The sequence below is a fragment of the Bradyrhizobium septentrionale genome, from assembly GCF_011516645.4.
GTDB classification, from domain to species: Bacteria; Pseudomonadota; Alphaproteobacteria; order Rhizobiales; family Xanthobacteraceae; genus Bradyrhizobium; species Bradyrhizobium septentrionale.
In genome coordinates, this window is sequence record NZ_CP088285.1 from 1094268 (window position 1) to 1121083 (window position 26816).

26 protein-coding genes are annotated in these 26816 nt (G+C 64.8%); 9 read left to right on the forward strand and 17 right to left on the reverse strand.

The window, feature by feature from the left end; all coding sequences use genetic code 11:
- Window positions 1-48: 48 nt before the first annotated feature.
- The 3 genes from HAP48_RS07140 to HAP48_RS07150 form a co-directional block, all read right to left on the reverse strand.
- Entirely contained in the window at window positions 49-537 is a 489-nt protein-coding gene (locus HAP48_RS07140) for a VOC family protein (protein WP_166214342.1), read from the reverse strand.
- A 25-nt stretch (window positions 538-562) separates the two neighbouring features.
- Window positions 563-1000 (reverse strand): VOC family protein, encoded by a 438-nt coding sequence (locus tag HAP48_RS07145; protein ID WP_166214341.1) that lies wholly within the window; start codon window positions 998-1000, stop codon window positions 563-565.
- Window positions 1001-1104: 104 nt separating this feature from the next.
- Window positions 1105-2121: an alpha/beta hydrolase gene (locus tag HAP48_RS07150; RefSeq protein WP_166214340.1), complete on the reverse strand. Its 1017-nt coding sequence runs from the start codon at window positions 2119-2121 to the stop codon at window positions 1105-1107.
- 217 nt (window positions 2122-2338) lie between these two features.
- Here HAP48_RS07150 and HAP48_RS07155 point away from each other — a divergent pair, with 217 nt between their 5' ends.
- Window positions 2339-3865, forward strand: coding sequence for an amidohydrolase family protein (locus tag HAP48_RS07155; RefSeq protein ID WP_166214339.1), 1527 nt, complete (start codon window positions 2339-2341; stop codon window positions 3863-3865).
- Between the two features lie 116 nt (window positions 3866-3981).
- On the opposite strand, the gene HAP48_RS07160 is transcribed toward HAP48_RS07155, so the two are convergent.
- From HAP48_RS07160 to ggt, 6 genes are all read right to left on the reverse strand, one after another.
- Window positions 3982-4719, reverse strand: a complete 738-nt coding sequence (locus tag HAP48_RS07160; protein ID WP_166214338.1) for an enoyl-CoA hydratase/isomerase family protein — start codon at window positions 4717-4719, stop codon at window positions 3982-3984.
- A 54-nt stretch (window positions 4720-4773) separates the two neighbouring features.
- Complete coding sequence (locus HAP48_RS07165; RefSeq protein ID WP_166214337.1) at window positions 4774-5310, reverse strand: cupin domain-containing protein; 537 nt, start codon at window positions 5308-5310, stop codon at window positions 4774-4776.
- 114 nt (window positions 5311-5424) lie between these two features.
- Window positions 5425-6432, reverse strand: a complete 1008-nt coding sequence (locus tag HAP48_RS07170) for a D-2-hydroxyacid dehydrogenase family protein (protein ID WP_166214336.1) — start codon at window positions 6430-6432, stop codon at window positions 5425-5427.
- Window positions 6433-6475: 43 nt separating this feature from the next.
- Window positions 6476-6934 carry an FKBP-type peptidyl-prolyl cis-trans isomerase gene (locus HAP48_RS07175; RefSeq protein ID WP_224496942.1) on the reverse strand — a complete coding sequence of 153 codons (459 nt, stop codon included), beginning with the start codon at window positions 6932-6934 and terminating at the stop codon, window positions 6476-6478.
- 52 nt (window positions 6935-6986) lie between these two features.
- A complete protein-coding gene (locus HAP48_RS07180) occupies window positions 6987-8207 on the reverse strand; it encodes an NAD(P)/FAD-dependent oxidoreductase (protein WP_210292802.1) in 1221 nt (406 codons plus the stop codon).
- A 124-nt stretch (window positions 8208-8331) separates the two neighbouring features.
- A complete protein-coding gene (gene ggt / locus HAP48_RS07185) occupies window positions 8332-9918 on the reverse strand; it encodes a gamma-glutamyltransferase (RefSeq protein WP_166214335.1) in 1587 nt (528 codons plus the stop codon).
- A gap of 183 nt (window positions 9919-10101) precedes the next feature.
- On the opposite strand from ggt, the gene trhO reads away from it, so the two are divergent.
- Window positions 10102-10854 carry an oxygen-dependent tRNA uridine(34) hydroxylase TrhO gene (gene trhO, locus HAP48_RS07190; RefSeq protein WP_166214334.1) on the forward strand — a complete coding sequence of 251 codons (753 nt, stop codon included), beginning with the start codon at window positions 10102-10104 and terminating at the stop codon, window positions 10852-10854.
- The gene (locus HAP48_RS07195) at window positions 10847-11062 is read left to right on the forward strand and encodes a SlyX family protein (protein ID WP_166214333.1); all 216 of its coding nucleotides are present in this window, start codon (window positions 10847-10849) and stop codon (window positions 11060-11062) included. Before trhO ends, HAP48_RS07195 begins: the two co-directional genes overlap by 8 nt.
- Window positions 11063-11093: 31 nt before the next feature.
- Here HAP48_RS07195 and HAP48_RS07200 read toward each other — a convergent pair whose 3' ends face one another.
- On the reverse strand, window positions 11094-11981 hold the full coding sequence (locus HAP48_RS07200) for a LysR family transcriptional regulator (RefSeq protein WP_224496943.1): 888 nt from the start codon (window positions 11979-11981) through the stop codon (window positions 11094-11096).
- A gap of 398 nt (window positions 11982-12379) precedes the next feature.
- On the opposite strand from HAP48_RS07200, the gene HAP48_RS07205 reads away from it, so the two are divergent.
- The 3 genes from HAP48_RS07205 to HAP48_RS07215 all read left to right on the forward strand — a co-directional run bounded on the left by HAP48_RS07205 (window position 12380) and on the right by HAP48_RS07215 (window position 14941).
- The gene (locus HAP48_RS07205; RefSeq protein ID WP_166214332.1) at window positions 12380-12793 is read left to right on the forward strand and encodes a TadE/TadG family type IV pilus assembly protein; all 414 of its coding nucleotides are present in this window, start codon (window positions 12380-12382) and stop codon (window positions 12791-12793) included.
- Window position 12794: 1 nt separating this feature from the next.
- Complete coding sequence (locus tag HAP48_RS07210; protein ID WP_224496944.1) at window positions 12795-14471, forward strand: pilus assembly protein TadG-related protein; 1677 nt, start codon at window positions 12795-12797, stop codon at window positions 14469-14471.
- Window positions 14472-14650: 179 nt separating this feature from the next.
- Window positions 14651-14941 (forward strand): PilZ domain-containing protein, encoded by a 291-nt coding sequence (locus tag HAP48_RS07215; RefSeq protein WP_338028982.1) that lies wholly within the window; start codon window positions 14651-14653, stop codon window positions 14939-14941.
- A gap of 86 nt (window positions 14942-15027) precedes the next feature.
- Here the strand turns inward: HAP48_RS07215 and HAP48_RS07220 are convergent, their stop codons facing one another.
- Window positions 15028-15213, reverse strand: coding sequence for a hypothetical protein (locus HAP48_RS07220; protein WP_166214330.1), 186 nt, complete (start codon window positions 15211-15213; stop codon window positions 15028-15030).
- Between the two features lie 121 nt (window positions 15214-15334).
- Here HAP48_RS07220 and hemE point away from each other — a divergent pair, with 121 nt between their 5' ends.
- Window positions 15335-16381, forward strand: coding sequence for a uroporphyrinogen decarboxylase (hemE, locus tag HAP48_RS07225; protein WP_166214329.1), 1047 nt, complete (start codon window positions 15335-15337; stop codon window positions 16379-16381).
- Between the two features lie 186 nt (window positions 16382-16567).
- Here the strand turns inward: hemE and HAP48_RS07230 are convergent, their stop codons facing one another.
- The 3 genes from HAP48_RS07230 to HAP48_RS07240 all read right to left on the reverse strand — a co-directional run bounded on the left by HAP48_RS07230 (window position 16568) and on the right by HAP48_RS07240 (window position 20842).
- Entirely contained in the window at window positions 16568-18181 is a 1614-nt protein-coding gene (locus HAP48_RS07230; protein ID WP_166214328.1) for a GMC family oxidoreductase, read from the reverse strand.
- A gap of 77 nt (window positions 18182-18258) precedes the next feature.
- Window positions 18259-19845, reverse strand: coding sequence for a bifunctional 3-(3-hydroxy-phenyl)propionate/3-hydroxycinnamic acid hydroxylase MhpA (gene mhpA / locus HAP48_RS07235; RefSeq protein ID WP_166214327.1), 1587 nt, complete (start codon window positions 19843-19845; stop codon window positions 18259-18261).
- A 1-nt stretch (window position 19846) separates the two neighbouring features.
- On the reverse strand, window positions 19847-20842 hold the full coding sequence (locus HAP48_RS07240) for a VOC family protein (RefSeq protein WP_224496945.1): 996 nt from the start codon (window positions 20840-20842) through the stop codon (window positions 19847-19849).
- 263 nt (window positions 20843-21105) lie between these two features.
- On the opposite strand from HAP48_RS07240, the gene HAP48_RS07245 reads away from it, so the two are divergent.
- Window positions 21106-23067: a putative bifunctional diguanylate cyclase/phosphodiesterase gene (locus tag HAP48_RS07245; protein WP_166214325.1), complete on the forward strand. Its 1962-nt coding sequence runs from the start codon at window positions 21106-21108 to the stop codon at window positions 23065-23067.
- Between the two features lie 32 nt (window positions 23068-23099).
- Here the strand turns inward: HAP48_RS07245 and HAP48_RS07250 are convergent, their stop codons facing one another.
- From HAP48_RS07250 to HAP48_RS07260, 3 genes are read right to left on the reverse strand one after another with little or no spacing between them, the layout of a single operon-like run.
- Window positions 23100-24080: a PDR/VanB family oxidoreductase gene (locus HAP48_RS07250; RefSeq protein WP_166214324.1), complete on the reverse strand. Its 981-nt coding sequence runs from the start codon at window positions 24078-24080 to the stop codon at window positions 23100-23102.
- Window positions 24081-24092: 12 nt separating this feature from the next.
- On the reverse strand, window positions 24093-24845 hold the full coding sequence (locus tag HAP48_RS07255; protein WP_166214323.1) for a GntR family transcriptional regulator: 753 nt from the start codon (window positions 24843-24845) through the stop codon (window positions 24093-24095).
- An 8-nt stretch (window positions 24846-24853) separates the two neighbouring features.
- Window positions 24854-25903, reverse strand: coding sequence for an aromatic ring-hydroxylating dioxygenase subunit alpha (locus HAP48_RS07260; protein ID WP_166214322.1), 1050 nt, complete (start codon window positions 25901-25903; stop codon window positions 24854-24856).
- A 146-nt stretch (window positions 25904-26049) separates the two neighbouring features.
- Here HAP48_RS07260 and HAP48_RS07265 point away from each other — a divergent pair, with 146 nt between their 5' ends.
- On the forward strand, window positions 26050-26811 hold the full coding sequence (locus HAP48_RS07265; RefSeq protein ID WP_225024695.1) for a GntR family transcriptional regulator: 762 nt from the start codon (window positions 26050-26052) through the stop codon (window positions 26809-26811).
- Window positions 26812-26816 lie beyond the last annotated feature (5 nt).

Genomic DNA, 26816 nt, shown 5'->3' on the forward strand with positions numbered 1-26816 from the left:
TACTGGATCGCCCGGACGAGCCGGGCGATGACAGTGGAGGCGTCTACCTCACGCCGCCGCCTTGCCTTCATAGGCCCGGCGCAGGCCTTCGACGTCGAGCTTGATCATATCGAGCATCGCTTGCATCGCGCGCGCCGCGCCGGCCGCATCGGCGCCGCCGATGTAATCGTGAAGCTGGCGCGGCACGATCTGCCAGGACACGCCAAAACGGTCGCGCAGCCAGCCGCACTGGTCCTCCTTGCCGCCACCAGCGAGCAACGCGGCCCAGAGCCGATCGACCTCGGCCTGATCGACACAGTCGATCGAGAACGAGATCGCATGGGTGTATTCCATCTTCATCCCGCCGTTGAGCGCCATGAAGCGCTGACCGGCCAGCGTGAACTCGACCACCAGCACGGTGCCGGCCTTTCCGGCCGGACCGTCGATGATGTTGTTCTGGACCTTGTCGATGCGGGAGTCCGGCAACAGCGAGACGTAGAACTTCGCGGCCTCCTCGGCCTCGCCGTCGAACCACAGGCAGGGTGACACTTTTGACATCGATGAGCTCCCTATCGGCGCGCGTTCAGGCGGTGGCCGCGGCGGACTGCGCCTTCATCGCGGCCTCGACGTCCATCCACATCACTTCCCAGATGTGACCGTCGGGATCCTCGAAGCTGCGGCCATACATGAAGCCGTAATCCTGCTGCGGCGACGGATCGGCGCTGCCGCCCGCGCCCTTCGCCTTGGTGACATAGCCGTCGACTGCGTCGCGGCTCTCGGCGGACAGGCAGATCAGCACTTCGCTCGTGGTCCTGGCGTCGGCGATTGTCTTCGGCGTGAACTGCCGGAACTTGTCGTGGGTCAGCAACATGACGTGGATGGTGTCGGAGATCACCATGCCGGAGGCGGTCTCGTCGGAGAATTGCGGATTTTTCGTCGCGCCGATCGCCTCATAGAAGGCGGTTGCGCGGGCGAGGTTGCTGACCGGCAGGTTGACGAAGATCATTGTCGGCTTGGCCATGAACGGCTCCTTTTCTCGGGGTTGTGCCCGGAGGACGAACCGTATGGCCACCTCCCGACATCGCCGCGTCGTTTCTTGTTGCGGCGTCCTGACGCAGGCCGACGTCAGGTCACGATCGGCGTCGGCATGGTCAGAAATGCCCGTGTCACATGCCAGAACAGCTCGCGATTGGTGGCCAGCGCCACCGAATGTGCCGTGCCGGGCAGGATGATGAACTGCCGGTCGCCGTTCGGCAATCTGTTGAAGAACTCCTCGAGATCGGGCACCGCCGCGATGCCGTCATATTCGCCGCGGACCAGCAGCACCGGCGCCAGCACCTTCTCCGGATGCACCACCGGCAGATTGGCGGTCATGTCGAGATAGGTGCCGGTCGGGATCTGGTCGCCGAACTGCATTTCGACATCGGCTAGCACCTCCATCACCGCGGGGTCCGACGTGCCCGGCTTGTCGCGGGTCGCGATCGAGCGGATCATGTCGCGATCGCGCTTGCGCATGTTGTGGCTGCGGTAATAGGCGAGCTGCTCGGCGCGCTTTGCCAGCGTCGGCGAGCCCTCGCCCTTGTAGGTGAAGGCGGCGAACACCAGGCGATCGATCCGCTCGGGCGCCGCCATCGCGAAGGCGCCGGCCCGCAGCGCACCGGAGGATTCGCCGACGAAGTGATATCGCCTCTCGCCGGTCTCGCGGGCGATCACCTCGACCGCGGCTCTCAGATCCTCGACGCCGCTTGCGATATCCGCATTGCCCGAGGTGCGGCCCGACTTGCCGTAATTCTCATGGTCCATGGTCCAGCAATCGAAGCCGTAGCGCGCGAAAGTATTGAGCAGCGAATACTCGCCTTTGCCCGGCACCGTGAGGTCGAACACCCTTGATGTCACCGACGAGCCGTGGACGAAGAACGCCACGGGCCGCGGCGGTTCGCCCGGCTTCGGCGCGCCGATCCGCTTGCGGAACATCCAGAGCGGAATGTCGCCCTTCTTCGCCCAGTATTCGCTGCTCCAGATTTCGCCTTCGGCCGGAACTGCGCTTGCGGCCCGCGCCGGCGTCTCGCCGAGTGCGCCGGCAGCGGCTGCCACGCCGATGCCCTTGATGATGGTGCGCCGCGAATGGTCCGATGACATCATGGCTCGCTCCCTTCCGGATTTCTTCACCTGATCCGCTGCGCTCGAGCATAGCAGCGCGCATGTCAGACTGCGCGACGCCGGCATCTCGCAGCCTGTAGATGCGATGCACGATTTTGTGAACGCTGTTTCCGGCAATCGGCGCGGACGAGGCGCGGACTTGGTCCTAGTCTCCGCCGCGGTCCGACCGGAAAAATCCGGCGGGAAGTGGGAGCGAAGAATGAGCAGCAATCTGACCGACGAAGAACTTGCCGCCTTGATGCCCTCCGAACTGTGCCAGTACCCAACGCCGATCCCGACCCAGATCGTTTCCAGCGACGAGTTCTATCCCGACCCGCAGAACGAACGGCAGCGTGAGGTCGAGGCGCGGCTGCTCGCGATGGCCGACGATCTCGGCGGCAAGCAAGGCCTCGACCGCCGCAGATTCTTCCAGACCGCGGCCGGCATGGCCGCCTCCTTTGTCGCGATGAACCAGGTCTACGGGGGGCTGTTCGACGTGACCCCGGCCGAGGCCGCGACGCCGGCGATGGCGCAGGAGCGCGCCAACGCCCTGAAGGACCAGTTCATCATGGATATGCACACGCATTTCCTGCGCGACGACACCCGCATCATGGGCTTTGTGGAAATGCGCAAGGCCGTCGGCAAGGCCGGCTTGAACAAAGAGCTCAGCGATCACGAGCAGACCATCGAGGATCTCAAGTTCAACAACTACAAGAAGGAGATGTTTCTCGATTCCGACACCAAGATCTCACTGATCTCCTCGGCGCCGTCGGATATCGAGCAGGACTGGTTCCTGACCAATGAGCAGATGGCCGACGCGCGCAAGAAGATCAACGACGAGGCCGGCTCGCGGCGCGTGTTCTGCCACGCCATCTTCACACCCGGCCAGCCCGGCTGGCTCGACAAGCTCGATGCCGCATTGGCGCTGAAGCCTGAATCCTGCAAGGGCTACACGATCGGCGACAACACCCACAAGGAGATCAGCCGCTATCCCTGGCGGCTGGACGACGAGAAGGTCGCCTACAAGGGCTATGAGAAGATGGTGAAGGCAGGCATCAAGAATGTCTGCGTCCACAAGGGCCTGTTCCCGCCCGGGATCGAGAAGCAATATCCGAACCTGCGCGGCTTTGCCGACGTCGCCGATGTCGGCCAGGCCGCCAAGGACTGGCCGCAGCTCAACTTCGTGATCTATCACTCGGCCTATCGCCATGTCGGCGGCGATCCGAGGGTCGCGCTCGCCGAATTCGAGCGCACCGGCCGGATCGCCTGGACCAGCGATCTCGCCGACATCCCGGCGCAGTATGGCGTCAGCAATGTCTATGGCGATGTCGGGCAATTGTTCGCGACCACCCTGGTCGCCGAGCCCAATGTCTGCGCCGCGCTGATGGGCACGCTGATCAAGGGCCTCGGCGTCGATCATATCTGCTGGGGCACCGATGCGCTGTGGACCGGCGCGCCGCAATGGCAGATCGAGGGCCTGCGGCGGCTGGAAATCCCCGAAGTGATGCAGAAGAAGTTCGGCTACGCGCCGCTCGGGCCCGCCGACGGACCGGTGAAGACCGCGATCTTCGGCGACAACAATGCGCGGCTCTACAACGTCCAGCCGAAGCGCGCGATGCTCGAGCTGAAAGGCGATCGCTTCGCGATGATGAAGGCGCAGTATGAGAAGGCAGGCGCCGAGCCGTCGAACACGCGCTACGGCTACGTGGTGCCGAACGGGGTGATCGATCACCGGGTGTTTGCATAACTCCGGATCGTCATTCCGGGGCGACGCGTAGCGTCGAGCCCGGAATCCATTTGGCCGCATATCCCGTGGTGGGATGGATTCCGGGCTCTCGCTTCGCGAACCCCGGAATGACTGCGTCACTTCCCCGTAAACCTCGGCTTGCGCTTCTCTGCGAAGGCCTTGACGCCTTCCTTGAGATCTTCGCTGTCTCTGACTTCATCGAGCAGCCGCCGCGCGTCGGCAACGGTTTCGAGGGGGCCCTTCGGCATGGCCTCGCGCGCCAGCTTCTTCAGCGCGCGGACCACCAGCGGTGCGTTGCCGGCAATTTTTGCGGCCATCTCCTGCGCCATCACGACGTGCTGACCTTTCGGCGCGACCTTGTTGACGAAGCCGATCTGGAAGGCGCGCTCCGCCGACATTTCCTCGCCGACCAGCAGAAATTCCATCGCGATCTTATGCGGCATCCGTGCCATCACCGACGACACGCCACCCGCGGTGGTGCCGATCTTTCCCTCGGGATAGATGAAACGTGTCGTCTCCGACGCCACGCACAGGTCGGCCATCTGGACCAGCACGAAGGCGCCACCCACGACCCAGCCCGACGTCGCCGCGATCACGGGCTTGTCCAGTTCGACACCAAGGCCAGGCACGGCGTGCCACATGTTGGCGGGGAGATCACCGACATCGGCGCCGACAGAGAAATACCTCTCCTCGGACGAAGCCAGCACCGCGACACGATCGCCGCTGTCGCGAAAGCGCAGCCACGCATCGCGCAACTCCGTACACAACGCGTCGTTGAGCGCGTTGTGCTTATCGCTGCGCGCCATCGTGATGGTCGCGACATGGTCCGCGCTCTCGTAGCGAACGAGCGTCATGCTGGCCTCCCGGATGTTGTTTTTATTGTCTTGCGCCGCGGCCGTGCCGCGCCGTTATTTCTTCTCGTCGGGATGCCGGTGCACCGGATCGACCCACAGCACCGTCTCCGGCTTCTCGATCGGCTCGATGTCGAGATTGATCGCGACCGCCTCGCCGTCGGAGCGCACCAACACGCATTCCAGCACCTCGTCGCGGCTGGCGTTGATCTCCTGATGCGGCACGTAGGGCGGCACGAAGATGAAATCGCCGGGACCGGCTTCGGCGGTGAACTGCAGCTTCTCGCCCCAGCGCATCCGCGCCTTGCCCTTCACGACATAGATGATGCTTTCGAGATGGCCGTGATGATGCGCGCCGGTCTTGGCGTCCGGCTTGATGCTGACGGTGCCTGCCCACAGTTTCTGGGCGCCGACGCGGGCGAAATTGATCGCGGCCTTGCGGTCCATGCCGGCGGTCGACGGCACATTCGGATCGAGCTGATTGCCGGGAATGACGCGGACGCCGTCGTGCTTCCAGCGCTCGTCGTCGTGATGGTGATGATCGTGATCATGGGTGTGATCTTGGGAATGGGTGTGATCGTGGGAACCGCTCATCGTTCTTGCTTTCGTTGGTCAAGTTCGTGCAGGGAACGCTACCGAAAAGCGCTGGCGCAGGCGAGCGGAAAATCGGAACGTTCCGGCGCGGCCGGGCGTGGCCCTTGCGAAGCTTCAGCCGCGCGGGCGCGGATGTGCCAGCACGTCCGGATGTGCGAGCACATCCGGATTGACCACATCGGTCGGCGTACCGGCGGCATAGGCCAATATCTGATCGAAGATATCGGTGAACTGGATCTGGTATTCGTCGCGCGAGACGTAGCCGAGATGCGGCGTGCAGACCACGTTGTCCATGTTGAGCAGCGGGTCGGCGGTGTCACGCAGCGGCTCCTTTTCGTAAACATCGATCGCGGCCATGCCGGGCCGGCCGGCGCGCAGCGCATCGACCAGCGCGCCGGGCGCGATCAGCGGCGCGCGGCTGGTGTTGACGATCAGAGCGGTCTCCTTCATCCGCGCGAGGTCTTCCGCCTTGACGATGCCGCGCGTCGCGTCGACCAGCCGCATATGCAGCGACAGCACGTCGCAGCGGGCAAAGAAATCCGCCTTGCTGGCTGCGGTGTCGTAACCGTCGGCGCGCGCCATGGCCATCGCCGGCTCGCGCGCCCAGACCAGCACGTTCATGCCGAACGCCCTGCCATAGCCCGCGACCACGGCACCGATGCGGCCGTAGCCGTAGATGCCGAGCGTCTTGCCGCGCAGCGTATGGCCGACGCCGATCTGCCATTTGCCCGCCTTCAGCGCCGCCATCTGCTGCGGGATCGCACGCATCGCGGCGAGGATCAGGCCCCAGGTGAACTCGGCGGTGGCGTAGGACGGCGTGTCGGCATGCTGGCCCGACGACACGATGATGCCGAGCCGCGTGCAGGTGTCGATATCGATATGCGGATAGACGCTGCGCTGGCTGATCAGCTTCAGCTTCGGCAGCCGCTCGAGCAGCGGCGTGCGGATCTGGGTGCGTTCGCGGATCAGGACCAGCACGTCGGTGTCGCGCAGCCGTTCGGCGAGCGCATCGACGTCCTGGACGTGATCGTTCCAGATCGTGACGTCGTAGCCGTCGAGCTTGCGGAAGCAATCGAGGGTGCGCAGCGTGTCGAAATAATCGTCGAGGATCGAAATCTTCATCGCTGCGCCCTCTGTTGTTGTGGGCTGGTTACGTCACGCCCAATTATTTCACGCCAAGCAGCTCGACGTCGAACATCAGCGTCGCATTCGGCGGGATCACGCCGCCGGCGCCGCGCGCGCCATAGCCGAGATCAGGCGGGATGATCAGCGTGCGCTTGCCGCCGACCTTCATGGTGGCGACGCCCTCGTCCCAGCCCTTGATCACATGACCCTGGCCGATCGGAAACTCGAACGGCTCGTTGCGGTCGACCGAGGAGTCGAATTTCTTGCCCTTCTGGCCGTTCTCGTAGAGCCAGCCGGTATAGTGCATGACGCAGGTCTGGCCGGGCTTCGGCGAGGCGCCGGTGCCGACCTTGCTGTCGATGATCTGGAGGCCTGAGGCTGTGGTCATGGGCTTTCCTGCGGTTTGAGCCGTTGCCGTCCCGCTGACAACGGACGTGGAGACTGCCGCCGCAAGTCCGGCGAACGCAGTCTTGATGATCGTGCGTCGGGAAGATCGCATCTTGCACCTCTCGTGAAGAACGGCCGTCTCTAGCCCAGCGCAGGGCAATTCCCTAGCCATTTTTCAGTGAACCGGCTATGCCGCCATCGCGGTCCAGCGCGAAATCGTCAAGCAATGGCGAGGTGCCGCCCGCGACGAGATCGCCGATCAATTGCGCGGCCAGATAACTGAAGGTGATGCCGTTGCCGCCATAGCCATACGCGGCATAGACGCCCTTCGCGCCGGGCACCGGACCGATCAGCGGCAGGCCGTCGCTGGTGGTGTCGAACGTCCCGGCCCAGCGATATTCGATCTCCGTTGCCGCGAACGGCCAGAGCGCGGCGAGACGTTGCGCGAGCCGCCGCGACTTCTCCGGGATCAGGCGGTCGCGCGCATCGGGCGCGATGATGTCCTCACTGTCCTCGCCACCGATGATGATGCGCCCCGCCGGCGTCGTGCGTGCGTAGAGGTAATCCCTGGCGTTCTCCCAGATCAGCGCGCCGTCCTTCCAGATGTTCTGCGGTTGCGGCGTCGTTGCAATCGCCCAGCTCGAGGACACGGCCTGGACCTTCGACCGAACGATATCCGGCATCGCGTAGCCAGTCGCCAGCACGACGGCCCTCGCTGCAATTTCGTGGCCATCCTCGAATCCCACCGTGACTGCGGCACCTGCCGGATCGAATACCACGGCCTCGGCATCGAACTGCCGCGCACCGCGCGTGACCGCGAGGTGGAGCAGACCGCGGGCCAGCTGGAGCGGATCGGCATCCGCCGCGCCAGGCGAGACGATCGCGCCGGCGCGCGCCATTCCGTAGTTCTCGAGCAGTTGTCCATGATCGAGGAAGTCGCCGGGCAGGCCAGCGCGGCGGCGGAGCCGATGCTCATGGAGCAGTTCGGCTACAGAGCTGCCGGCGGCCAGATAGAGCGAGCGCTTCTTTCTGATCTCTCCCGGCAGCTTGTGGTCACGAACCAGCGAGATCAAGCCGGTCACGGCATCGAGACTTGCCCGATAGGCGCGCGCAGCCCGATCGAAGCCGTACATCGCCGTCAGCTCGACAAGCGGACGGTCGATCTCCCACAACAGCATCGAGGTGCTGGCTGCAGTGCTGCCGCGGCCGGGGTGCTCACGGTCGACAATGACGACGTCGAGCCCCTGACGGGTCAGGCGCTCGGCGACCAGCGAGCCGGTGATGCCGCCGCCGACGACAAGCGCATCGCAAGCGAGATTCTCCGATAGCGCGGGACGCGGCGGTGGCGTTGCGGCGACAAACCACGGCGAGACGCCACCGCGCAAATCGGCCTGGTCGGTATCATCTGAATCGAGGGAACGGATGACGGGCCTCGCGGGGAAGGGCTTCCAGCACCAACCCCCGCGACAATACCTTGTTCCACCGGTCCGGCCTCGCCGGCCGCGACAATCAGTAGCCGAGCGCGCAGCCGTCCTTGCGCGGATCGGAGCCGCCGGTCAGCGTGCCCTTGTCCCAATCGATCCAGATCCCCTGGCCACCGCCGAGCGGCGCGACCACGCTGGTGGTCTTGTGGCCGATCTTCTTCAGGCCTTCGACGATCTCCGCCGGTACGCTATCCTCGAGCTGGTAGACGCCCTCGTAATGCAGGCCGCGCGGCATGTCGATCGCCTCCTGCACGTCACAGCCATAGTCGAGCATGTTGGTCAGCACATGGGTCTGGCCGACCGGCTGATACTGGCCGCCCATCACGCCGAACGGCATCACGGCACGGCCGTTCTTGGTTGCCAGCGCCGGGATGATGGTGTGCAGCGGACGCTTGCCCGGCGCGATGCAATTCGGATGGCCGGGCTGGATGCGGAAGCCGCCGGCGCGGTTCTGCAGCAGGACGCCGGTCTTGTTGGAGACGATCGCCGAGCCGAACGAATGCGCGATCGAGTTGATGAACGAGCAGACGTTGCGGTCCTTGTCGACCACCGTGATGTAGACGGTCGACGGATTCATCGGCGGCGCAACGTTGGGCAGATCGAGCAAGCCATCCATCCGGATGTTCCTGATGTGCTCGTCGGCGAACTCCCTGGAGAGGATGCCGGCGACGTCGACATGCGCGTGCTGGGGATCGCCGATATACTGCTCGCGCATCATGTAGGCGATGCGGGCGGCTTCGGCCTCGAGGTGGAAGCGCTCGATGCTGAGCGGCTTGAACCTGGTCAGGTCGAAGCGCGACAGGATGTTGAGCATGACCAGCATGGTGATGCCCGGTCCGTTCGGCGGGCACTGCCAGACGTCGTGGCCCTTGTACATCGTGCCGATCGGCGAGGTCGCCTCGGTCGAATGCGCGGCAAAGTCCTCGAGCGTATGCAGGCCGCCGATGCCGCGCAGCGTGTCGACCATGTCGGCGGCGATCTCGCCGCTATAGAAGGCGTCGCGGCCCTTTTGCGCGATCGCGCGCAGCGTCTTGCCGAGCTCGGGCTGGCGGATCACGTCGCCGGCGACCGCAGGCCTGCCGTGCGGCAGCAGATAGCGCTCGGTATTGGTGCCGTTCTTCAGCTTCTCAAAACCGTTCTTCCAGTCGAAGGCGATGCGCGGCGCGACCACATAGCCCTCTTCGGCGGCCTTGATCGCGGGCTGCAGCAGCCGGTCGAAGCCGAACTTGCCGTGATCCCTGAGGATGACGTCCCAGGCGTCGATTGCGCCGGGAATGCTGACGGCATGCGCCGAGGTCAGCGGCACCGAATGGATGTTGCGTTCGAGGTACCAGTCGGCGGTGGCCGCCATCGGCGCCCGGCCGCTGCCATTATAGGCCGTGATCTTGCCCTCGCCCTTCGGCTGGATCAGCGCAAAGCAGTCGCCGCCGATGCCGGTCGATTGCGGCTCGATGACGCCGAGCAGCGCGCAGGCCGCGACCGCCGCATCGGCAGCCGTACCGCCCTCGCGCATCACCTCGATCGCCACGAGCGCCGCCTCCGGATGCGAGGTCGCGACCATCGCGTTCTGGGCGTGGACCGTGGAACGGCCGGCGAAATGGAAATTCCTCATGAGGGGGAGCTCGCTTGATCGTGATGTTCTGGTGCTGCTGCGGCAGATGGATGCCAAGGGGATGCCAAGTACATGGCACATTCATCCCCGGCAGGGCAATGCCTGGCATGCCAGAGGAATTATCCCGATAACGCATGGCTTTGCGGGGTTTCGCGGACCTGGCCGGCCTGATAAACCCCGGCCATGCCGTTCAAGGTCGCCGCCTTCTACCAGTTCGCCGCGCTGCCCGATTTCCGCGCACTGCGCGAGCCGTTGCGCGCGCTCTGCGCGGGGCTCGACCTCAAGGGCAGCGTGCTGCTCGCCCATGAGGGCATCAACGGCACCATTGCCGGCACCGGCGACGGCATCGATGCCTTCGTCGCGGAGCTCGGGCACGGGCCGCTGTTCGGCGGCCGCCTCGTCAATCTCGAGCTGAAATACTCCGAAGCCGCGCAGATGCCGTTCCAGCGGCTCAAGGTCCGGCTGAAGAAGGAGATCGTGACGCTCGGCGACACCACGGTCGATCCGACGCGCCAGGTCGGCACCTATGTCGACGCCGCCGACTGGAATGCGCTGATCGCCTCGCCTGACATGCTGGTGCTCGACACCCGCAACGCGTTCGAGGTCGCGATGGGCAGCTTCGAAGGCGCGGTGGATCCCAGGATCGCGAGCTTCGGTCAGTTCAAGGAATTTGCCGCCCGTCATCTCGATCCCGCGAAGCACCGCAGGATTGCGATGTTCTGCACCGGCGGCATCCGCTGCGAGAAGGCCAGCGCCTATCTGCTCGCGCAAGGGTTTGCCGAGGTCTATCACCTCAAGGGCGGCATCCTGAAGTATCTCGAGGAAACTCCGCAGCAGGACAGCCGCTGGCGCGGCGACTGTTTTGTGTTCGACGAGCGCGTCGCGCTCGGCCACGGCCTGCGCGAGCGCGAACACGCGGGTGCCGTCGATGAATGATGCTGCACGGCTGAGCGAACGGGTCGATGCGCTGGAGGTCCGCCTGACCTACCAGGACGAAGCCATCGAGACGCTGAACCAGACCATCACGGCGCAGTGGAAGCAGATCGACGCGCTGACGCGCCAGGTCGCCGAGTTGCGCGACCGGCTTCAGGAGGCCGAACGCCAGGCGCCAGGCCCCGCCAACGAGCGCCCACCGCACTATTGACCGATGCCGCCGCAATGCGGCGGCGGGCGGATTACATGCTGCTCACCTGCCGGACCGGCTTCGCGCCGGCGAAGAACAGGCTCGACAACCGCTGCACCATCGCCGTCGCGCGACTTCCTTCGAGGCCCGGGCGGACACACAGCAGGCGCTTCTGCACCGGAAGCTCCGGCAGATAATAGTCCTTCGCCGAAACCAGGGAGGGCGGGATCATCCGCTCGGGGCACGCGGTCAGGCCATATCCGGCCCGTGCGGCTTCCAGTCGCAGCTGGTGGTTCGGGCTCCTGAACACGATCTTGTAGGAGATGTTGTGCTTGGTGAGCGTCCGGATCATCCAGTCGTCACCCGGCCACGCCAGGATCGGGATCGGCGCGCCCGGCCTGAGCACAAAATCGCGCGATCGCACCCAAACCGACCGTTCGTCGGCCTCGGCGGCGATCGTCACCTCGTCCTCGTTCTCGAGCGAAGGATTGCTGTAGACGAAGGCGATATCGATGTAGCCGTCGATCAATCCTCTGATCACGGCCGGCGACATGTCCGCGTGAAGCAGGACGTCGGCGAGCGCCTCGGCCGGATGAAGCTTGAGGAATTCCTCGGCGAGCATCGTGCTGATTCCGAGCCGCAGCGGCTGCGGTCCCTCATGACTGCCGCCCAACCGAAGCAATTGATCGTTCGCTTCGAGGATACGCCTCGCCTGCTGCACGGCGACCTTGCCGAGCTCGGTTGTTGTAGTGCCGTTTGCCGTTCTGACGAAGAGTGCGCCGCCGATCAGGCTTTGCAGTCGCTTGACCTGCGAACTGATCGCCGGCTGGCTGAGGCCGAGACGTTCCCCGGCCTTCGACAGGCTTCCCGTCTCAGCGATCGCAACGACGGTGCGGACGATCTCAGTAGGAATATTCAAATGCTGGCGTGGTCTGTGCATCGCGAGCGCTCCAATCTCAGCACGGGACGCAATTCCAATCTCCATAGTATGTGATTCAGCTATACTAACATTTGGTTGCACTTTCGTTTAGCTACAATTTGCCGCGACGACGCTTCTATTGCGCGCCATATGTATTGTTACGTGCATTGCCACGTAGTGCTACGGTATCAGACAACTGCATCTGCACACGCACGCAGCATCGCAGCAGCATCGAACCCCGGACTTCTGCGGAGACAGCATCAAATATTGTGATCACCCCATAAGTCACCGCGCTCCCGATCAATTCTGGTGCGGTCATTCATCCGAATTGACGCCACTGATTCGCGGAAGCGTTCTCATAGTTTTCCTTAATCAAAGCCTCGCAACGTGACCCCGTAGTTTGCGTCTCGAGGTGTGTCATGCCCAGGTTTTTTCGCTGTCGAAGCGGCGCGTCTGCGGTCGAATTCGCGCTCATGCTGCCGCTTTTTCTCGCCTTCATTTTTGGCATCATCGTTTTCGGCTCGTATCTCGCGATGGTGCATGGCGTGCAGCAACTCGCCGCCGAAGCGGCGCGGTCGTCCATTGCAGGAATGACCGACACCGAGCGCAACAGCCTCGCGACGAGCTACGTCACCGCCAACGTATCCACCTATCCGTTGCTCGTTCCCGCAAATCTCACGGTCAATGCCGCACCGTCGCCGGCGAACGCGAACGTCTACGTCGTGACGGTCAACTACAACGCGGCCGGCAACTTCATCTACAGCCTGCCTTTCGTACCCAAGCCCGCGAGCACCATCGTCCGCTCCGCGGCGATTCAGTACGGAGGATTCTAGGATGACGGCCATGCTGATGCTGATGCTGATGCGGCGCTTCGGCGCCGACGAACGCGGAAACTTCGCGATGATCAGCGCCGGCCTGATGACGCTCGTGATCGGGTGCGCCGGGCTCGCAATCGATCTCGGCACGATCTTCGCCGATCGCCGCAAGACCCAGAGCACCGCCGATCTCGCCGCGATCGTCGCCGCCGCCAACCTGAACAACCCGGTCAACGCCGCCACCGCGACGGTGACACAGAACAACTATCCGGCCAGCGCGGTGGTCAAGGTTGAGACGGGGACCTACACCGCAAACAGCGCCGTCGCGCCACAGGCCCGTTTCGTGACCCCGGCGGTCGGCATTCCCAACGCCGCGCGCGTCACGCTGAATACCCAGACCCCGCTCTATTTCGCACGCTACATCACCGGCGCGAGCAGCTTCACGATCAGGACCACCGCCACCGCGACGTCGACCGAAATGGCGTCGTTCGCGATCGGCTCGCGGCTGCTCTCGGTCAACGGCGGCGTGCTCAATGCGATGCTCGGCTCGATGCTCGGCACCACGCTGTCGCTCTCGGTGATGGATTACAATTCGCTGATCAGCGCGAAGATCGATGCGCTGGATTTCCTGTCGGCGCTGGCGACGCGGGTCAACCTGACCGGCGTCACCTATAGCGACCTGCTGAGCAGCAACATCAAGGTCGGCGACATCATGGCGGCCGCGCTGACCACGCAGCAGATCACCAACGGCGCAGGCGCCGCGACGACCGCGCTGTCGACGATCTCCCAGGCCGTCACCGGCTCCTCAACCAAGATTACGCCCGGAACACTGGTCGACCTCGGCCCCTTTGCCAACCTGGCGGTCGGGCAGAAACCCAAGGTTGGCGCCAGCATTTCGGTGTTCGACCTCGTTAGCACCGTGGCGCAGATCGCCAACGGGAACCATCAGATCGCCACCTCGGTCAATCTCGGCCTGCCCGGCATCGCCAACGTTTCCGTGATCGCAACGATCGGCGAGCGCCCGGTCGGCTCGAGTTGGATCGCGATGGGCACCCAGGGCGTGAGCGTGCACACCGCGCAGACCAGGATCCTGGCGACGGTCAATGTTCTCGGCTCCGGCGCCGTTTCCGCGATCAACCTCCCGGTCTATGTCGAGGTCGCCTCGGGCACCGCAACGCTCAACGCGGTGTCCTGCGGCCATCCGAACATCAACACGTCGCAGGTGACGGTCGGCGTGACACCGGGAATCGTGGATGCATGGATCGGCAATGTCACGATGGCCGATATGACCAACTTCACGACCAAGCCAAACCCACCACCGGTGACGCTGGTCAATCTCGGTCTCGTCACCGTCACCGGCCTCGCCCATGCCGGCATGGGCAACACCACGCCGACCAACGTCAATTTCAGCTACAGCGACATCCAGTCGGGAACCAAGAAGACGGTGACGACGACCAACTTCCTTACATCGCTGACGAGCACGCTGCTGGGCAACCTCTCGCTCACGATCACTGTCGGCCCGCTCGGGCTTCCGATCCCGGGATTGGGCGCGCTGGTCATGAGCATCCTGAATGGCGTGACAAGTCCAATCGATCAGGTGCTGGCATCCGTCCTCGCGACGCTCGGCATCGGGCTCGGCCAGGTCGACGTCTGGGTGCTGGGCGTCCGCTGCGACGGCGCGGTGCTGGTGAACTAAAGCATGATCCGGAAAAGTGCCAAGAAAAATACCGGGCGGTTTTCCCTCGCGACAAACGCAAAGCGTTTGCGCGGAGATCACGCTCAAGCAAGGGACGAAAGCGCGGTGACGATTCAACCAAATCTCATCGCGCTTTAGGGGAACGGTCGCGACTGCATCATCGGGGGTAGTAGACTGCCGTGAGTACAACAATAAGAAGATACAAGACGGACAGCCAGCGGACAGTCCTGATGAAGCGCGGAACCATCTTCTTCCGCAACACCAGCGTTGGATGCGTTGTGCTCAATCTCTCGACCGGTGGCGCGGGGCTCGCGGTGGAAAGCGACGATGCACTCCCGTTTGCGTTCGATCTCGAGATCGAGAGCGAGCCGATCCGGCGACACTGCATTCTGGTCTGGCGTCTGGAGCGCCGGCTCGGCGTGACCTTCGAATATGACCGGATGCAGCGCCCCGAGCGCGGACCGATCTAACTTGCCCCGCCCAACATGCGGGCTGCCTCGAGGCAGCCCGCATGCATCGTTTCACATCGTGGTTAGCAACCGCTGGGATATACCAGCTAATTGTCCCGATCGCCGTCGTGCTTAGACGGCGCCGGCTGCGTGGCGCTGACCGGATCGGAGGCCGGGAAGGTATCCTCCAATCCCTCCTTGAGCCGGCTGCGGGCCTTGCGGTCGGCAGCCTGCGCCTCGTGCGGCTTCTCGGCATGCTTGTCATGTGCGGCAGGATCGAATTTCTCAGCCATGTCGTCCCTCCATTCTCCGGAACAACGCGCCCAAGCAAACCGGGGTTCCAGAACAGCCTTGGCCCATTGCGCCGCAGCGTGTATCAGGAGCGCAAATTTGATCTGATCAGGAACTTTCCGCGTGCCCCAGGATCCCGCAAAGAAGCCGCTCATCGACGTCCTGTCGGGCCACCGGCAGCCCGTGCCGCCGCTCTGGATGATGCGGCAGGCCGGCCGCTATCTGCCGGAATACCGCGAGTTGCGCGCCAAGGCCGGCCGCTTCCTGGATATGTGCTTTACGCCCGAGTTCGCGGCCGAGATCACCCTGCAGCCGATCCGCAGGTTCAATTTCGACGCCGCGATCATCTTCTCCGACATCCTGGTGATCCCCTATGCGCTCGGGCGTTCAGTGCGCTTCGAGGCCGGCGAAGGGCCGCGGCTCGATCCGCTGGCAACCCCCGGCGAGATCGCGGCGCTGGCAACCCAGGCCGATTTCGACAAGCTCGAGCCGGTCTTTGAAGCGCTGCGCCGCGTCCGCCGCGAGCTTGCGCCTGACATCGCGCTGATCGGCTTCTGCGGCGCGCCATGGACGGTCGCGACCTACATGGTGGCCGGACAGAGCACGCCGGACCAGGCGACCGCGCGGATGCTCGCCTACCGCCATCCGGAGGCATTCGCTCAAATCATCGACGTCCTGGTCGAGAACTCGATCCGCTATCTCGTCGGCCAGCTGAAGGCCGGCGCCGATTGCCTGCAGATCTTCGACACCTGGGCCGGCGTGCTGCCGCCACGCGAGTTCGCCCGCTGGTCGATCGAGCCGACCCGGCGCATCGTTGCCGGGGTGCGCAAGCAGGTCCCTGGCGCCAGGATCATCGGCTTTCCGCGCGGCGCCGGCGGCATGCTGCCGGCCTATATCGAGCAAACCGGAGTCGATGCCGTCTCGATCGATTGGGCAACCGAGCCGTCGATGATCCGCGAACGCGTGCAGAGCCGCGTCGCCGTGCAGGGCAATCTCGATCCGCTGGCGCTGATTACCGGCGGCGCCACGCTCGACCGCGCGGTGGACGATGTGCTGGAGAATTTCGGCAAGGGGCGGCTGATCTTCAATCTCGGCCACGGCATCCTGCCGGAGACGCCGATCGCCCATGTCGAACAGATGGTCGCGCGGGTACGGGCGTATCGGGGCTGAGCGTCCCAGCTTCGTAGCCCACTTTGTCACCGTCACCCTGAGGAGACCGCGCAGCGGTCGTCTCGAAGGGTCGACGGCCCGAGTCTGGCCACGAGTGAAGAGTACCGCGCCTCGAAACATCGGGGCCGTGCATCCTTCGAGACGCGCGCAAGAGCGCGCTCCTCAGGATGACGGAACTGAGGACTCCTACCTCGCATCCTCCAAAATCATATCCGACGCCTTTTCCGCGATCATGATCGTCGGCGCATTGGTATTGCCCGACATCAGGTCCGGCATAACCGAGGCATCGACCACGCGCAGGCCATCGACGCCGCGCACCTTGAGCCGCTGGTCGACGACCGCGAGCGGATCGTTGCCCATCCGGCAGGTCGAGGTCGGGTGATAGACCGTGCTGCCGGTGCGGCGGCAGAAATCGAGCAGGTCGTCGTCGCTCACCACCTTGGCGCCGGGATCGACCTCCCCGACCGAATACGACTTCAGCGCCGGCGCGGCCAAAACCTTGCGCAGGATGCGGATGCCGTCGATGAAGGCGCTGCGATCGGTCTCGGTCGCCAGATAGTTGATGCGGATTTCCGGCGGCACGCTCGGGTCCGCGCTCCTGATCTTCAGCGAGCCGCGGCTTTCCGGGCGCAGCTGGCAGACCGAGGCCGTGAAGCCCGGGAACGGATGCAGCTTCTCTCCCATCTTGTCGGTCGAGAACGGCAGGAAGTGGATCTGGATGTCGGGCGACGCCAGCCGCGGGCTGGTCTTGAAGAACGCGCCCGACGTGCCGGCCGCGATCGTCAGCGGTCCCTTGCGCAACGCCGCGTAGCGCAGCCCGGCCATGACGCGCCGCACCGGATTGTTGACGACGTCGTTCAGCGTCACGGTCTGCGCGCAGCGTGTGACGATGCGCACCTGCATGTGGTCCTGCAAGTCGTTGCCGACACCGGGCGCATCGAGCACGATCTCGATGCCGTGCTGCTTCAACAGATCGGCGGGGCCGACGCCGGAGAGCTGCAGCAATTGCGGCGAGTTGTACGCGCCGCTTGACACCAGGATCTCCTTGCGCGCCTTGGCTCTTCGCAAGCGACCATCCTGCTTGTACTCGATAGCGCTCGCGCGCTTGCCGTCGAACAGGATGCGCTGCGCCAGCGCCGAGGTCTCGACATGCAGATTTCCGCGCGTCAGCGCCGGCCGCAGATAGGACCGCGCCGTGCTGGCGCGCCGGCCGCGCCGCGTCGTGGTCTGGAAGAAGCCCGCGCCTTCCTGGGTCGCGCCGTTGAAATCCGGATTGGTCGGAATGCCGACCTCGGCCGCGGCGTGAACGAAGGCTTCCGACAGCGGATCGTGATGCCGCCAGTCCGATACCGGCAGCGGGCCGCCCGCACCGTGGTACTTGTCGCCGCCGCGCTGCTGATCTTCCGCCTTCCGGAAATAGGGCAGGACATCGTCATAGCCCCAGCCGGCGTTGCCGCGCTGGCGCCAGCGGTCGTAGTCCTCGTGCTGGCCGCGGACATAGAGCAGGCCGTTGATCGAGCTGGAGCCGCCGAGCACTTTTCCGCGCGGCTGAAAGACCTGCCGCCCGTTGAGACCCGGCTCGGGCTCGGTCTGGTACATCCAGTTGACGGATTTTTCCTTGAACAGCTTGCCGTAGCCGAGCGGGACATGGATCCAGATGTTGGTGTCCTTCGGCCCGGCCTCGAGCAGCAGCACCGAGTGCCTGCCGTCGGCGCTCAGACGGCTGGCAAGCACACAACCGGCCGAGCCGGCGCCGACGATGACGTAGTCGAATTCGGCCGCATCATTCTTGTTGTTCACTGGTTTCCCCCGGCAAGTCTTTTTTCCCCGGAATCTCTTTCTTCCGGTGGTACAGAGAAAGCGCCGCCTTGAAAAGCCTAGCGCCCTGCGCTGAGGTTCTGGAGCAGTTGCTCGACAAGCATATTGAGCTCGCCGGCACCGCCGGCGGCACCGAAGACATAGCGGTCGGGCCGCACGATCACCGCCGCGGTGCCATGTTGCCGCATCCAGTCGGCGAACAGCCCGTCGCGCTCGACCACAGTCAAAATACCGTTGGCATCGCTGCTGTCACCCGATGTGATGACGACGCGCTCAGCTGAGAGACGCTGCCACCCGGCACAGGACGCGTCCGACAGCCACGCCATCGGCTCTGCCGCCGCCGTCACGATCGCAAATTCCGGCTTGAGCAGATCGTCGAGCCGGCAGGTCCGCCCGTCCGGCGCACGCACATGCGGCTGCACGAACAGCCGCCCGGCAAGATCAGCATTGCGCGCGATCAGACCGGAGACGAGATCGGGGATGAATTTCTGCCTGATGGTTTCGGCCTTGCCGGCCTTCAGGTCCGCGCGCAGCCGCACGTCGCGCTCGGCGGCAGCCGCGGGATCGAGTTCGCCGATGATCTTGCCGAACTCCTTGGCGCTGGCGACGACGGCGCGGACATGCGGCTTGCGCTCGATCTCGTAAGCATCGAGCAGCGCCTCGTCGGCATCGCCACGCAGCACCAGCCTCAGCTTCCAGGCAAGGTTCACGGCATCGCGGATGCCTGCGCACAGCCCCTGCCCGAGGAACGGCGGCGTCTGGTGCACGGCGTCCCCCATCAGCAGCACGCGGCGGTCGCGCCAGCGTTCGCCGAGCAGCGCGTGGAAACGATAGACGGCCGAGCGCCAGATCGTGAGGTCGGAAATGTCGGTGAAGCCTTTCAGCAGCTTCACGACGTTGTCGGGCGCGCCGGCAGCTTCGGGATCCTCGCCCGGCAACAACTTGATCTCCCAGCGCCGCAGATTGCGCGGCCCCGGCACGAAGGTGCCGGGACGCGACGGCCAGCAATACTGAAAACTCCGGGGCGGCCGCTTGGCGGGCTCGCTGGTCAGCGTGTCCACCACCATCCACCATTCATCGAAGGCGAGGTCTTCCAGGCCGATGCCGAGCCGCTTGCGCACAAAGCTGTTGGCGCCGTCACAGCCGACCAGATAGCGCGCGCGGATCAAGAACTCCTCACCGGCCTCGCGCCGCGCGGTCAGCGTCACCGCACTGTCGTCCTGCTGCAGCGCCACGCCGGCGGCAGCAAGGTGAACGTCGGCTTGCGGATAGCCGGCGAGCTTGTCGCGCAGCGCCTGCTCGACGTCGGGCTGCACGAAGGTGACGTTCGGAATCCAGCCGAGCGGAAACGGCGGCGGCATCGGGTCGAAGATCTTGATGATCTCGCCGTCGACGCCGAGATAGTGCGAGCCGTTGTGCGGGGCGATCGCCTGCTCCATGAAATCGCCAAGCCCGATCGCCTGCAGCACGCGCAGTGCCTCATGATCGAGCGTGATCGCGCGCGGCTTGTCGTAGATGTCGGCGACGCGCTCGACGACGGCGATCCTCAAGCCGGCTTTGGCGAGCAGATTGGCGAAGATCGCACCGACCGGCCCGAGCCCGACGATGGCGACGTCATAGATGGGAGTAGCGATCGATGATGCCATGCTACTTCGCGAGGTAACTCTCGAGCGTCAGCGGATTCGGTTTCACCTCTGGCTCGCGGATCGCGACATCGGCGAACGGCGTCGCCTCCTCGAACCAGGCCCGCCGCGCCGGCAGGCCCCAGGGGAACGAGAGCGTATGGTCGGACGGATCCCAGCCGATCGGCTCGTTCTCGATGTCCATGATCTGGTAGTGCGTATTGAACAGCTCGACGCGGTGCCCGTCGGGATCGCGCATGTAGACATACATCGCATGTCCCGGTCCGTGCCGCCCCGGGCCGCGTTCGACCGCAGCTCCATAGCCGAGCTCGCCGGCGATATCGCAGGCGTTGAGCAAATGATGAACCTCGGGCGCGAGATACGCGAAATGGTGCAGCCGCGGTCCCGCCCCGTTGAAGAACACGATGTCGTGCGGATTGCCCTTGCGCTGCAGGAACACGCCGCGCGGATCGAACGTCCCCGCCGGCGCGATATATTCGCTGAGCCGAAAGCCTGCCGCGGTGTAGAACTCGCACGCCTTCCGCACCTCGGGCGCCAGCACCTGGTAATGGTCGAGCCGCAGCGCCGAGCCGCCGGCATGGCGGGTGAATCTGGTGATCATGCGCGGCAGCACCGGCATGGTCGCGCAGAACTCCAGCGGCGTGCCGGCCGGATCGTTCGCTTGCAGGGTGCGGCCCTGATGCGGCACATCGACCCAGGCGGTCCGGCAGCCATGGGCTTCGAAGAACGCCTTGAGCCGGTCGAGGTCATCCTCCTGGAAGACCCGCAGGCCGAGCCGCGCACAGGCGGCGCCTTCGCCCCTGCGCAAGACAAGGCTGTGATGACAGGCCTCCTCGACCCCGCGAAAATAGAGCGCGTCGGCCTCCTCCACAGTCAGGATCAGCCCGATCACCTTTTCGTAGAACTGCCGGCTCGCTGTGAGGTCACGGACGGTCAGGACGACATGGCTGGCTCGCGTGATACGGAACCCGGGATCGTGGTTCGTGGTCGGGAGGCTCATGCGCACCTTCTGGTTTGCCGTCGCGGGAACCAAAGTCATTGCGAAAAACCGGCGGGGGATCAAGCAGCGTGGCGCCCGGCAGCTTGCCGGTCCGTGAGGTCGCGTCACGCATTTGTATCGATTTGTTAGCAATGCGCGCGGGTGGAACCAAAACGTGAGCCCGCGGTGGCTCGGTCCGTTCCAATAGTTCATAGTTTGTCAAAGGTTTGCAGAGAATTCTTCACCACTGCGCCATGGCCAGACCGCGCAGCCAATGTAGCGAGATGCGTACCTATCTCAGATCATACATCGCCAACTTGTTCGCAGGCGACCTCGCGGCCTTCGGTGCACCACCGACGGATGAAGCGCTTGCCGGTCACATCCGCGCCGAGCAGATTTCGCTCGTCCTCGGCTATTCCTTCGGCATCATGCTGGCCAACGCCTGCAACGCGCTGGTGCTCGCCGTTGCATTGTGGCAATCGCCGGATTGGGCCTTCGCGCTGATCTGGGCCGCCGCCGTGAGCAGCGCAGCGCTGTTCTTCGGGCTGCAAGCGCGCGCAGCGCGACGCGTCGCCAAGCCGCAATTCGTGTCGCGCCGAACCATGTACCGACTGGTGCGCAATGCGCTGGCGCTCGGGGCAGCCTGGGGCATCGTTCCGGTCGCCTTCTTCGCCAACGCATCGAGCGGCGCGCAACTGGTGATCACCTGCCTGTGCGCCGGAATGCTGGCCGGCGGCGCCTTCGCCTTCTCCACCATCCCGATCGCCGCGATTGCATTCACCGCGCCAATCTTCGTCGGTACCGCGATGTGCCTCGGCAGGGACGGCGACTTCGTCTATCTCCTGCTGGCCGTCCTCGTTCTGGTCTACGGCTCCGTGCTGCTGCGCGGCGTGTTCGTCAATGCGTTCGAGTTCAGGCGGCGGATCATCGCCCAGCACGAGGCCGAACGGACCGTACGGCAGGATCCGCTGACGCATCTGCCAAACCGCGTCGCCTTCAATGAGGCGCTCAACGGCGCGCTGAACCGGCTGGCGCGCTCAGGCGAAGAATTCGCAGTGCTGCTGCTCGATCTCGATCGCTTCAAGGAGGTCAACGACAGGTTCGGCCATCCCGCGGGCGACGAATTCCTAGTGCAGGTTGCGGCCCGGTTGCAGCGCTGCACGCGCGCTGCCGAGCATGTCGCGCGGATCGGCGGCGATGAATTCGCGCTGATCATGTCCAACCTGACCAGGCCCGAGGATGCGCTCGCGATCGCCGAGCGGTTCGTCGCGGCCTTTGCCGATCCGTTTACGATCGACGGGTTCGAGATCAACGGGATGCTCAGCATCGGCATCGTGCTCGCGCCGCGGGACGGCAGCACGTCGCACGATCTGCTCAAGCACGTCGACATCGCGCTCTACCGGGGGAAGAAATCCGGCCCCGGCACCATCTGCTTCTTCGAGGCCAGCGACGACCAGTCCGCGCGCGACCGACGCGCCCTGCAGCGGGATCTGGAACAGGCCATCGAGGCCGACCAGCTGTTCCTCGTCTACCAGCCCTTCCTCGACATCCGCAAAGGCCGCGTCACCGGCTTCGAGGCGCTGTTGCGCTGGCAGCATCCAGTGCGTGGCCTGATCCCGCCGAGCGTCTTCATTCCGATCGCCGAGGAGAGCGGGCTGATCCATCAGCTCGGCGAATGGGTGATCCGCCATGCCTGCGCGATGCTAGCGCGCTGGCCTGACGACATCAGGATCGCGGTCAATTTCTCCGCGGTCCAGTTCCAGAACGTCGGCATCCTGCAGACCATCGTCGACGCGCTTGCCGAGGCGAAGGTCGCGCCAAACCGGCTCGAGATCGAAATCACCGAGTCGATGCTGATCTCGAAATACGGATCGGCGCCCGCGATCCTCAACGGGCTGCTCGAGCTCGGGCTAACGGTCGCGCTCGACGATTTCGGCACCGGCTTCTCATCACTGACCTATTTGCGCAAGCTGCCGTTCAGCCGCATCAAGATCGATCAATCCTTCATCCGGGACATGCTGACCCAGCCGGATTGCGCCGCGATCGTCAAATCGGTGATCGGTCTCGCGCAGGAGCTGCAGATCGGCGTCGTGGCCGAAGGCGTCGAGACCGCGGATCAGCTCGAATATCTGCGCCAGACCAGTTGCGACGAGGTCCAGGGCTATTTGATCGGCCGGCCGATGTTGGCCAGCGAGATCACCGCCCTGCTCGATCACGATCCGCAGCACTCGGTGCACGCGGCGTAGCCCTGATCGAATGCCGTGACCGGTCGCGCCTGTTAGAGCGCGTCGGCCCGATGCAGGGTGTCGACCGTGATGGTGCCGCGGGCACGCGAGACGCACGCGCAGATCTTGCGGCTCTCCTGCTTCTGGTGATCGCTGAAGAAGACGTCGCGATGGTCGATTTCGCCGTCGACACCGACCACGTCGAGCGCGCAGACGCCGCATTCGCCGCGCCGGCAGTCGCTCATCACCTCATGGCCGGCCTCGTTGAGCACGTCCAGCAGCGAGCGGTCGCGCGGGACCACGAACTCGATCCCCTCGCCTTTGAGCCGGACGCGGAACGCCTCGGTCGGCAGCAGCCCGCTCGATCCGAAGGTCTCGTAGCGCAAATCGGGCATCGGGCGGCCGGATGCTTCCCAGGCGCGCCGTGCCGCATCCAGCATCCGCATCGGGCCGCAAAACAACGTCATCGTCTCCGGTGGCAAGGCCGCGAACACACTGTCGAGGTCGAGCCGGCTGCCCTCGTCGCCGGCGTGGACGATGAGGCGGTCGCCGAGCAGATCTTCGAGCACGTCGAGATACGCTGCATCGCTGCGCGCACGGACGGCATAATGCAGCGTCACGCCGGCGTCGCGGCGGGCCAGCGCCTGTGCCGCGCCGACGATCGGCGTGATGCCGATGCCACCCGCGATCAGGCAGAACTGCCGCCGCGTCCAGTCGAGTTGAACCAGCGAGGCCGGCAGCGTGATGCTGAGCCGCGCCGCCGGCGCGAGCGACCACATATAATGCGAGCCGCCGCGGGAATCCGGCGCGCGCCGCACCGCGATCCGATAGCCCTGCGGATCGACTTCGCCGACCAGCGAATAGGACCGCCTTTCCGGCTGGCCCGCGATGGTGACGCCGACATCGATATGGCTGCCCACTGGGTAAGGCGCGCCAGCGAAACCGTCCGGCCGCAGCAGGAATTCGCGGATACCGGGCGTGAGGTCGCGTGTCGCGAGCAGCGTGGCGGATGTCCAGGTTTCGATGAATCGCATGGTACGCTCCGCTCAGCCGGCCGCCGAATTGATCAGCGCCAGCGCCGGCAGCAGATCGAGATGGGTGCGGTTGCGCAGCGCCAGCCGCAGATTGCGTGCCGCAAGCCGGGCATGCTCGCGCATGATCGCCTCGGCGCGCGCGCCCTCGCGGTTCTCGATGGCGTCGACCACCACGCGATGATGGTCCTGCGCGATCAGCAGGATCTGGCGCGCCTCGGGCAACGCCGATTGCGCCATCACGAAGCCGCTCGGCGAGGCGAACGGCAGCGCCGAGGCGCGGTCGATCTGCCGGATCAGCGGCGGACTGCGCGACAGCTCGGTGAGCAGGGCGTGAAAGCGCGCATTGAGCGCGACATAGGACGAAAAGGCTTCGACCGAGATCGGCTCCTGCCGCACCAGGCCGTCGATCTCGTTGAGGCATTCTTTTAACGGCTCGAGATCGCGCGACGAGACGCCGCGCTCGGCGGCGAAGCGCGCAGCCAGCCCTTCCAGCGTGCCGCGCAGCTCGATCGAATCGAGAATGTCGCGCTCGGAAAATGCCTTGACCATGAAGCCGCCGGACGGGATCGCTTCCAGCAGGCCTTCCTCTTCCAGCCGGACCAGCGCCATCCGCACCGGCGTACGCGACACCCCGGTGATCTCGACCGCCTGCAGTTCCGAGATGCGCTCGCCCGGCCGCAGGCGGCCCGAGAGAACCAGGTCGCGCAGCGCAAGCTGCGCCCGCACGGTCTGCGACACTGAACGATCGGCTTCGCGTTCCGCCATGGCCTGGCCTACTCCGCCGCCTGCAACTGCTGCGGCGGAAGTTCCTTCGCCACCATGCGGTCGATGACGCGCCGCGCCCACATTGCGCCGGCATCGATGTTGAGATTGTAGAACACGCGGTCCGGATTCTCGTCCATCGCGCGCTGCTGCGCTTCGAGGATGATCTCGTCCTCGTGGAAGATGCCGGCGACGCCGTCGCGGATTTCCGAGGTCAGGCGCTGCTCGGTGATGCGGTGATTGCGGACGAAGGCCCAGAAATAATGGCAGGTCTTCTCGGTCTCCGGCGTGATGGTGTTGAGCACATAGCCGTTGACGCCCTGCGAGCGATCGCCTTCCGGCGCGCCCGATCCGGCCGGCGCGACGCCAACGTCGATATTGACGGTGCACGGCGCCTCGAAGCGGATGATCTGCCAGCGATCGACCGGGCCCGGCCTCTCGAGCTGCTTGGCCCAGAACGGCGGCGGCTCGATGCCCTTCATCCAGCGCGTGACGGTGACGGTCTTGTCGCCATGGGTGACGTCGAACGGCGCTTCGGCGACTGCCTCATTGCCGATGCTCGAGCCGTGCACGAAGGTCTCGTGCGTCAGGTCCATGAGATTGTCGACGACAAGGCGATAGTCGCATTTGACGTGAATGGTCTTGCCGTCGCCGGCCCAGGCCGGATCGTGGTTCCAGTGCATGTCGGGCACCAGCGCGGGATCGGCGAGCGCGGGATCGCCCATCCAGAGCCAGATGAAGCGGTGGCGCTCGACGACGGGATAGGCGCGCACGCAGGCCGACGGATTGATGGTCTCCTGCGAGGGCATGAAGGTGCAGCGGCCTTGAGCGTTGTATTTCAGGCCGTGATAGCCGCAGACCACGGCGTCGCCGTCGAGTCGGCCCTTGGAGAGCGGTACGAGGCGATGCCAGCAGGCATCCTCCAGCGCCACGACCTCGCCGTCGCCCTTCCGGTACATCACGACATGCTTGCCGCAGATCGTCCGCGGCAACAGCGCGTGCTTGATCTCGGCATCCCAGCCGGCCGCGTACCACGCGTTCATTGGAAAGGGCTTTTGCACGGGATCCTCCTTAGTCTGAATTCTGATTGTATACATTCATGCCGACCGTCCGGCAAAGTTCTGACAATTTCCCCGCAGAAATCCATTAGTTCAGTATACAGAATGCTCGGAATTATACCAATCCAATACAGAAAATCGATTTTCGATTGACGGCAATATGGCCGTCAGCCAGTCTGCCGGGCATGAACATCGGGTTGAGCTTTCGCGAGGGCTTGGCCGGCGACGGGCCGCGAAGCCTGACATCGGCGGTTCAGGAGCGGCTGCGGGCCGACATCCTGTCGACCCGGCTGCTTCCCGGCCAGAAGCTGCACATCGCCGGCCTCGCCAAGCAGTTTTCGGTCAGCCTCGCCGCTGTTCGCGAGGCGCTGTCACGATTGGTGGCCGACGGGCTGGTGCAGGCCTCCGACCAGCGCGGCTTTCGCGTCTGCCCGGTCTCGCTCGCCGATCTCGCCGACGTCACGCAGACCCGGATCGACATCGAGGGACTGGCGTTGCGGCGCTCGATCGAGCGCGGCGACCAGGCCTGGCTGTCCTCGGTCTCGGCCGCCTGGGAGGCGCTGAAGGCCGTTCCCCATCGCTACCCCGACGATCCCACCGTGCACTATGAGGAATGGGTGGTCCGCCACCGCATTTTCCATCGCGCGCTGGTCAATGCCTGCGGGTCGCAATGGCTGCTCGGCTTCCGCGATGTGCTGCATGAGCAGAGCGAGCGCTATCGGCGGCTTTCGATCCGCCGCGAGGTCGGCAGGACGCGCGACGTCGAAGCCGAGCACGCCGCGATCGTGGAGGCCGTCCTGGCACGCGATGCGGATGCGGCCGTTGGCGCACTGTCAAAGCATTTTGGCATCACCAGGGAATTCGTCGAGCTCGCCGCTCCGCGCATTGCGGAGGTCAACGCCAGCACCTGAACCTA

Excerpts from the sequence above, each read along its gene's own strand:
- HAP48_RS07220 (WP_166214330.1), bottom strand. The coding sequence starts at position 15,213 with ATGGCTGAGAAATTCGATCCTGCCGCACATGACAAGCATGCCGAGAAG.
- HAP48_RS07250 (WP_166214324.1), bottom strand. The coding sequence starts at position 24,080 with ATGCGATTCATCGAAACCTGGACATCCGCCACGCTGCTCGCGACACGC.
- HAP48_RS07205 (WP_166214332.1), top strand. The coding sequence starts at position 12,380 with ATGCCCAGGTTTTTTCGCTGTCGAAGCGGCGCGTCTGCGGTCGAATTC.
- HAP48_RS07155 (WP_166214339.1), top strand. The coding sequence starts at position 2,339 with ATGAGCAGCAATCTGACCGACGAAGAACTTGCCGCCTTGATGCCCTCC.
- HAP48_RS07160 (WP_166214338.1), bottom strand. The coding sequence starts at position 4,719 with ATGACGCTCGTTCGCTACGAGAGCGCGGACCATGTCGCGACCATCACG.
- HAP48_RS07245 (WP_166214325.1), top strand. The coding sequence starts at position 21,106 with ATGCGTACCTATCTCAGATCATACATCGCCAACTTGTTCGCAGGCGAC.
- HAP48_RS07170 (WP_166214336.1), bottom strand. The coding sequence starts at position 6,432 with ATGAAGATTTCGATCCTCGACGATTATTTCGACACGCTGCGCACCCTC.
- mhpA (WP_166214327.1), bottom strand. The coding sequence starts at position 19,845 with ATGGCATCATCGATCGCTACTCCCATCTATGACGTCGCCATCGTCGGG.
- HAP48_RS07150 (WP_166214340.1), bottom strand. The coding sequence starts at position 2,121 with ATGATGTCATCGGACCATTCGCGGCGCACCATCATCAAGGGCATCGGC.
- HAP48_RS07240 (WP_224496945.1), bottom strand. The coding sequence starts at position 20,842 with ATGAGCCTCCCGACCACGAACCACGATCCCGGGTTCCGTATCACGCGA.
- HAP48_RS07255 (WP_166214323.1), bottom strand. The coding sequence starts at position 24,845 with ATGGCGGAACGCGAAGCCGATCGTTCAGTGTCGCAGACCGTGCGGGCG.
- ggt (WP_166214335.1), bottom strand. The coding sequence starts at position 9,918 with ATGAGGAATTTCCATTTCGCCGGCCGTTCCACGGTCCACGCCCAGAAC.
- HAP48_RS07210 (WP_224496944.1), top strand. The coding sequence starts at position 12,795 with ATGACGGCCATGCTGATGCTGATGCTGATGCGGCGCTTCGGCGCCGAC.
- HAP48_RS07195 (WP_166214333.1), top strand. The coding sequence starts at position 10,847 with ATGAATGATGCTGCACGGCTGAGCGAACGGGTCGATGCGCTGGAGGTC.
- HAP48_RS07140 (WP_166214342.1), bottom strand. The coding sequence starts at position 537 with ATGTCAAAAGTGTCACCCTGCCTGTGGTTCGACGGCGAGGCCGAGGAG.
- HAP48_RS07200 (WP_224496943.1), bottom strand. The coding sequence starts at position 11,981 with ATGCACAGACCACGCCAGCATTTGAATATTCCTACTGAGATCGTCCGC.
- HAP48_RS07175 (WP_224496942.1), bottom strand. The coding sequence starts at position 6,934 with ATGCGATCTTCCCGACGCACGATCATCAAGACTGCGTTCGCCGGACTT.
- trhO (WP_166214334.1), top strand. The coding sequence starts at position 10,102 with ATGCCGTTCAAGGTCGCCGCCTTCTACCAGTTCGCCGCGCTGCCCGAT.
- HAP48_RS07145 (WP_166214341.1), bottom strand. The coding sequence starts at position 1,000 with ATGGCCAAGCCGACAATGATCTTCGTCAACCTGCCGGTCAGCAACCTC.
- HAP48_RS07165 (WP_166214337.1), bottom strand. The coding sequence starts at position 5,310 with ATGAGCGGTTCCCACGATCACACCCATTCCCAAGATCACACCCATGAT.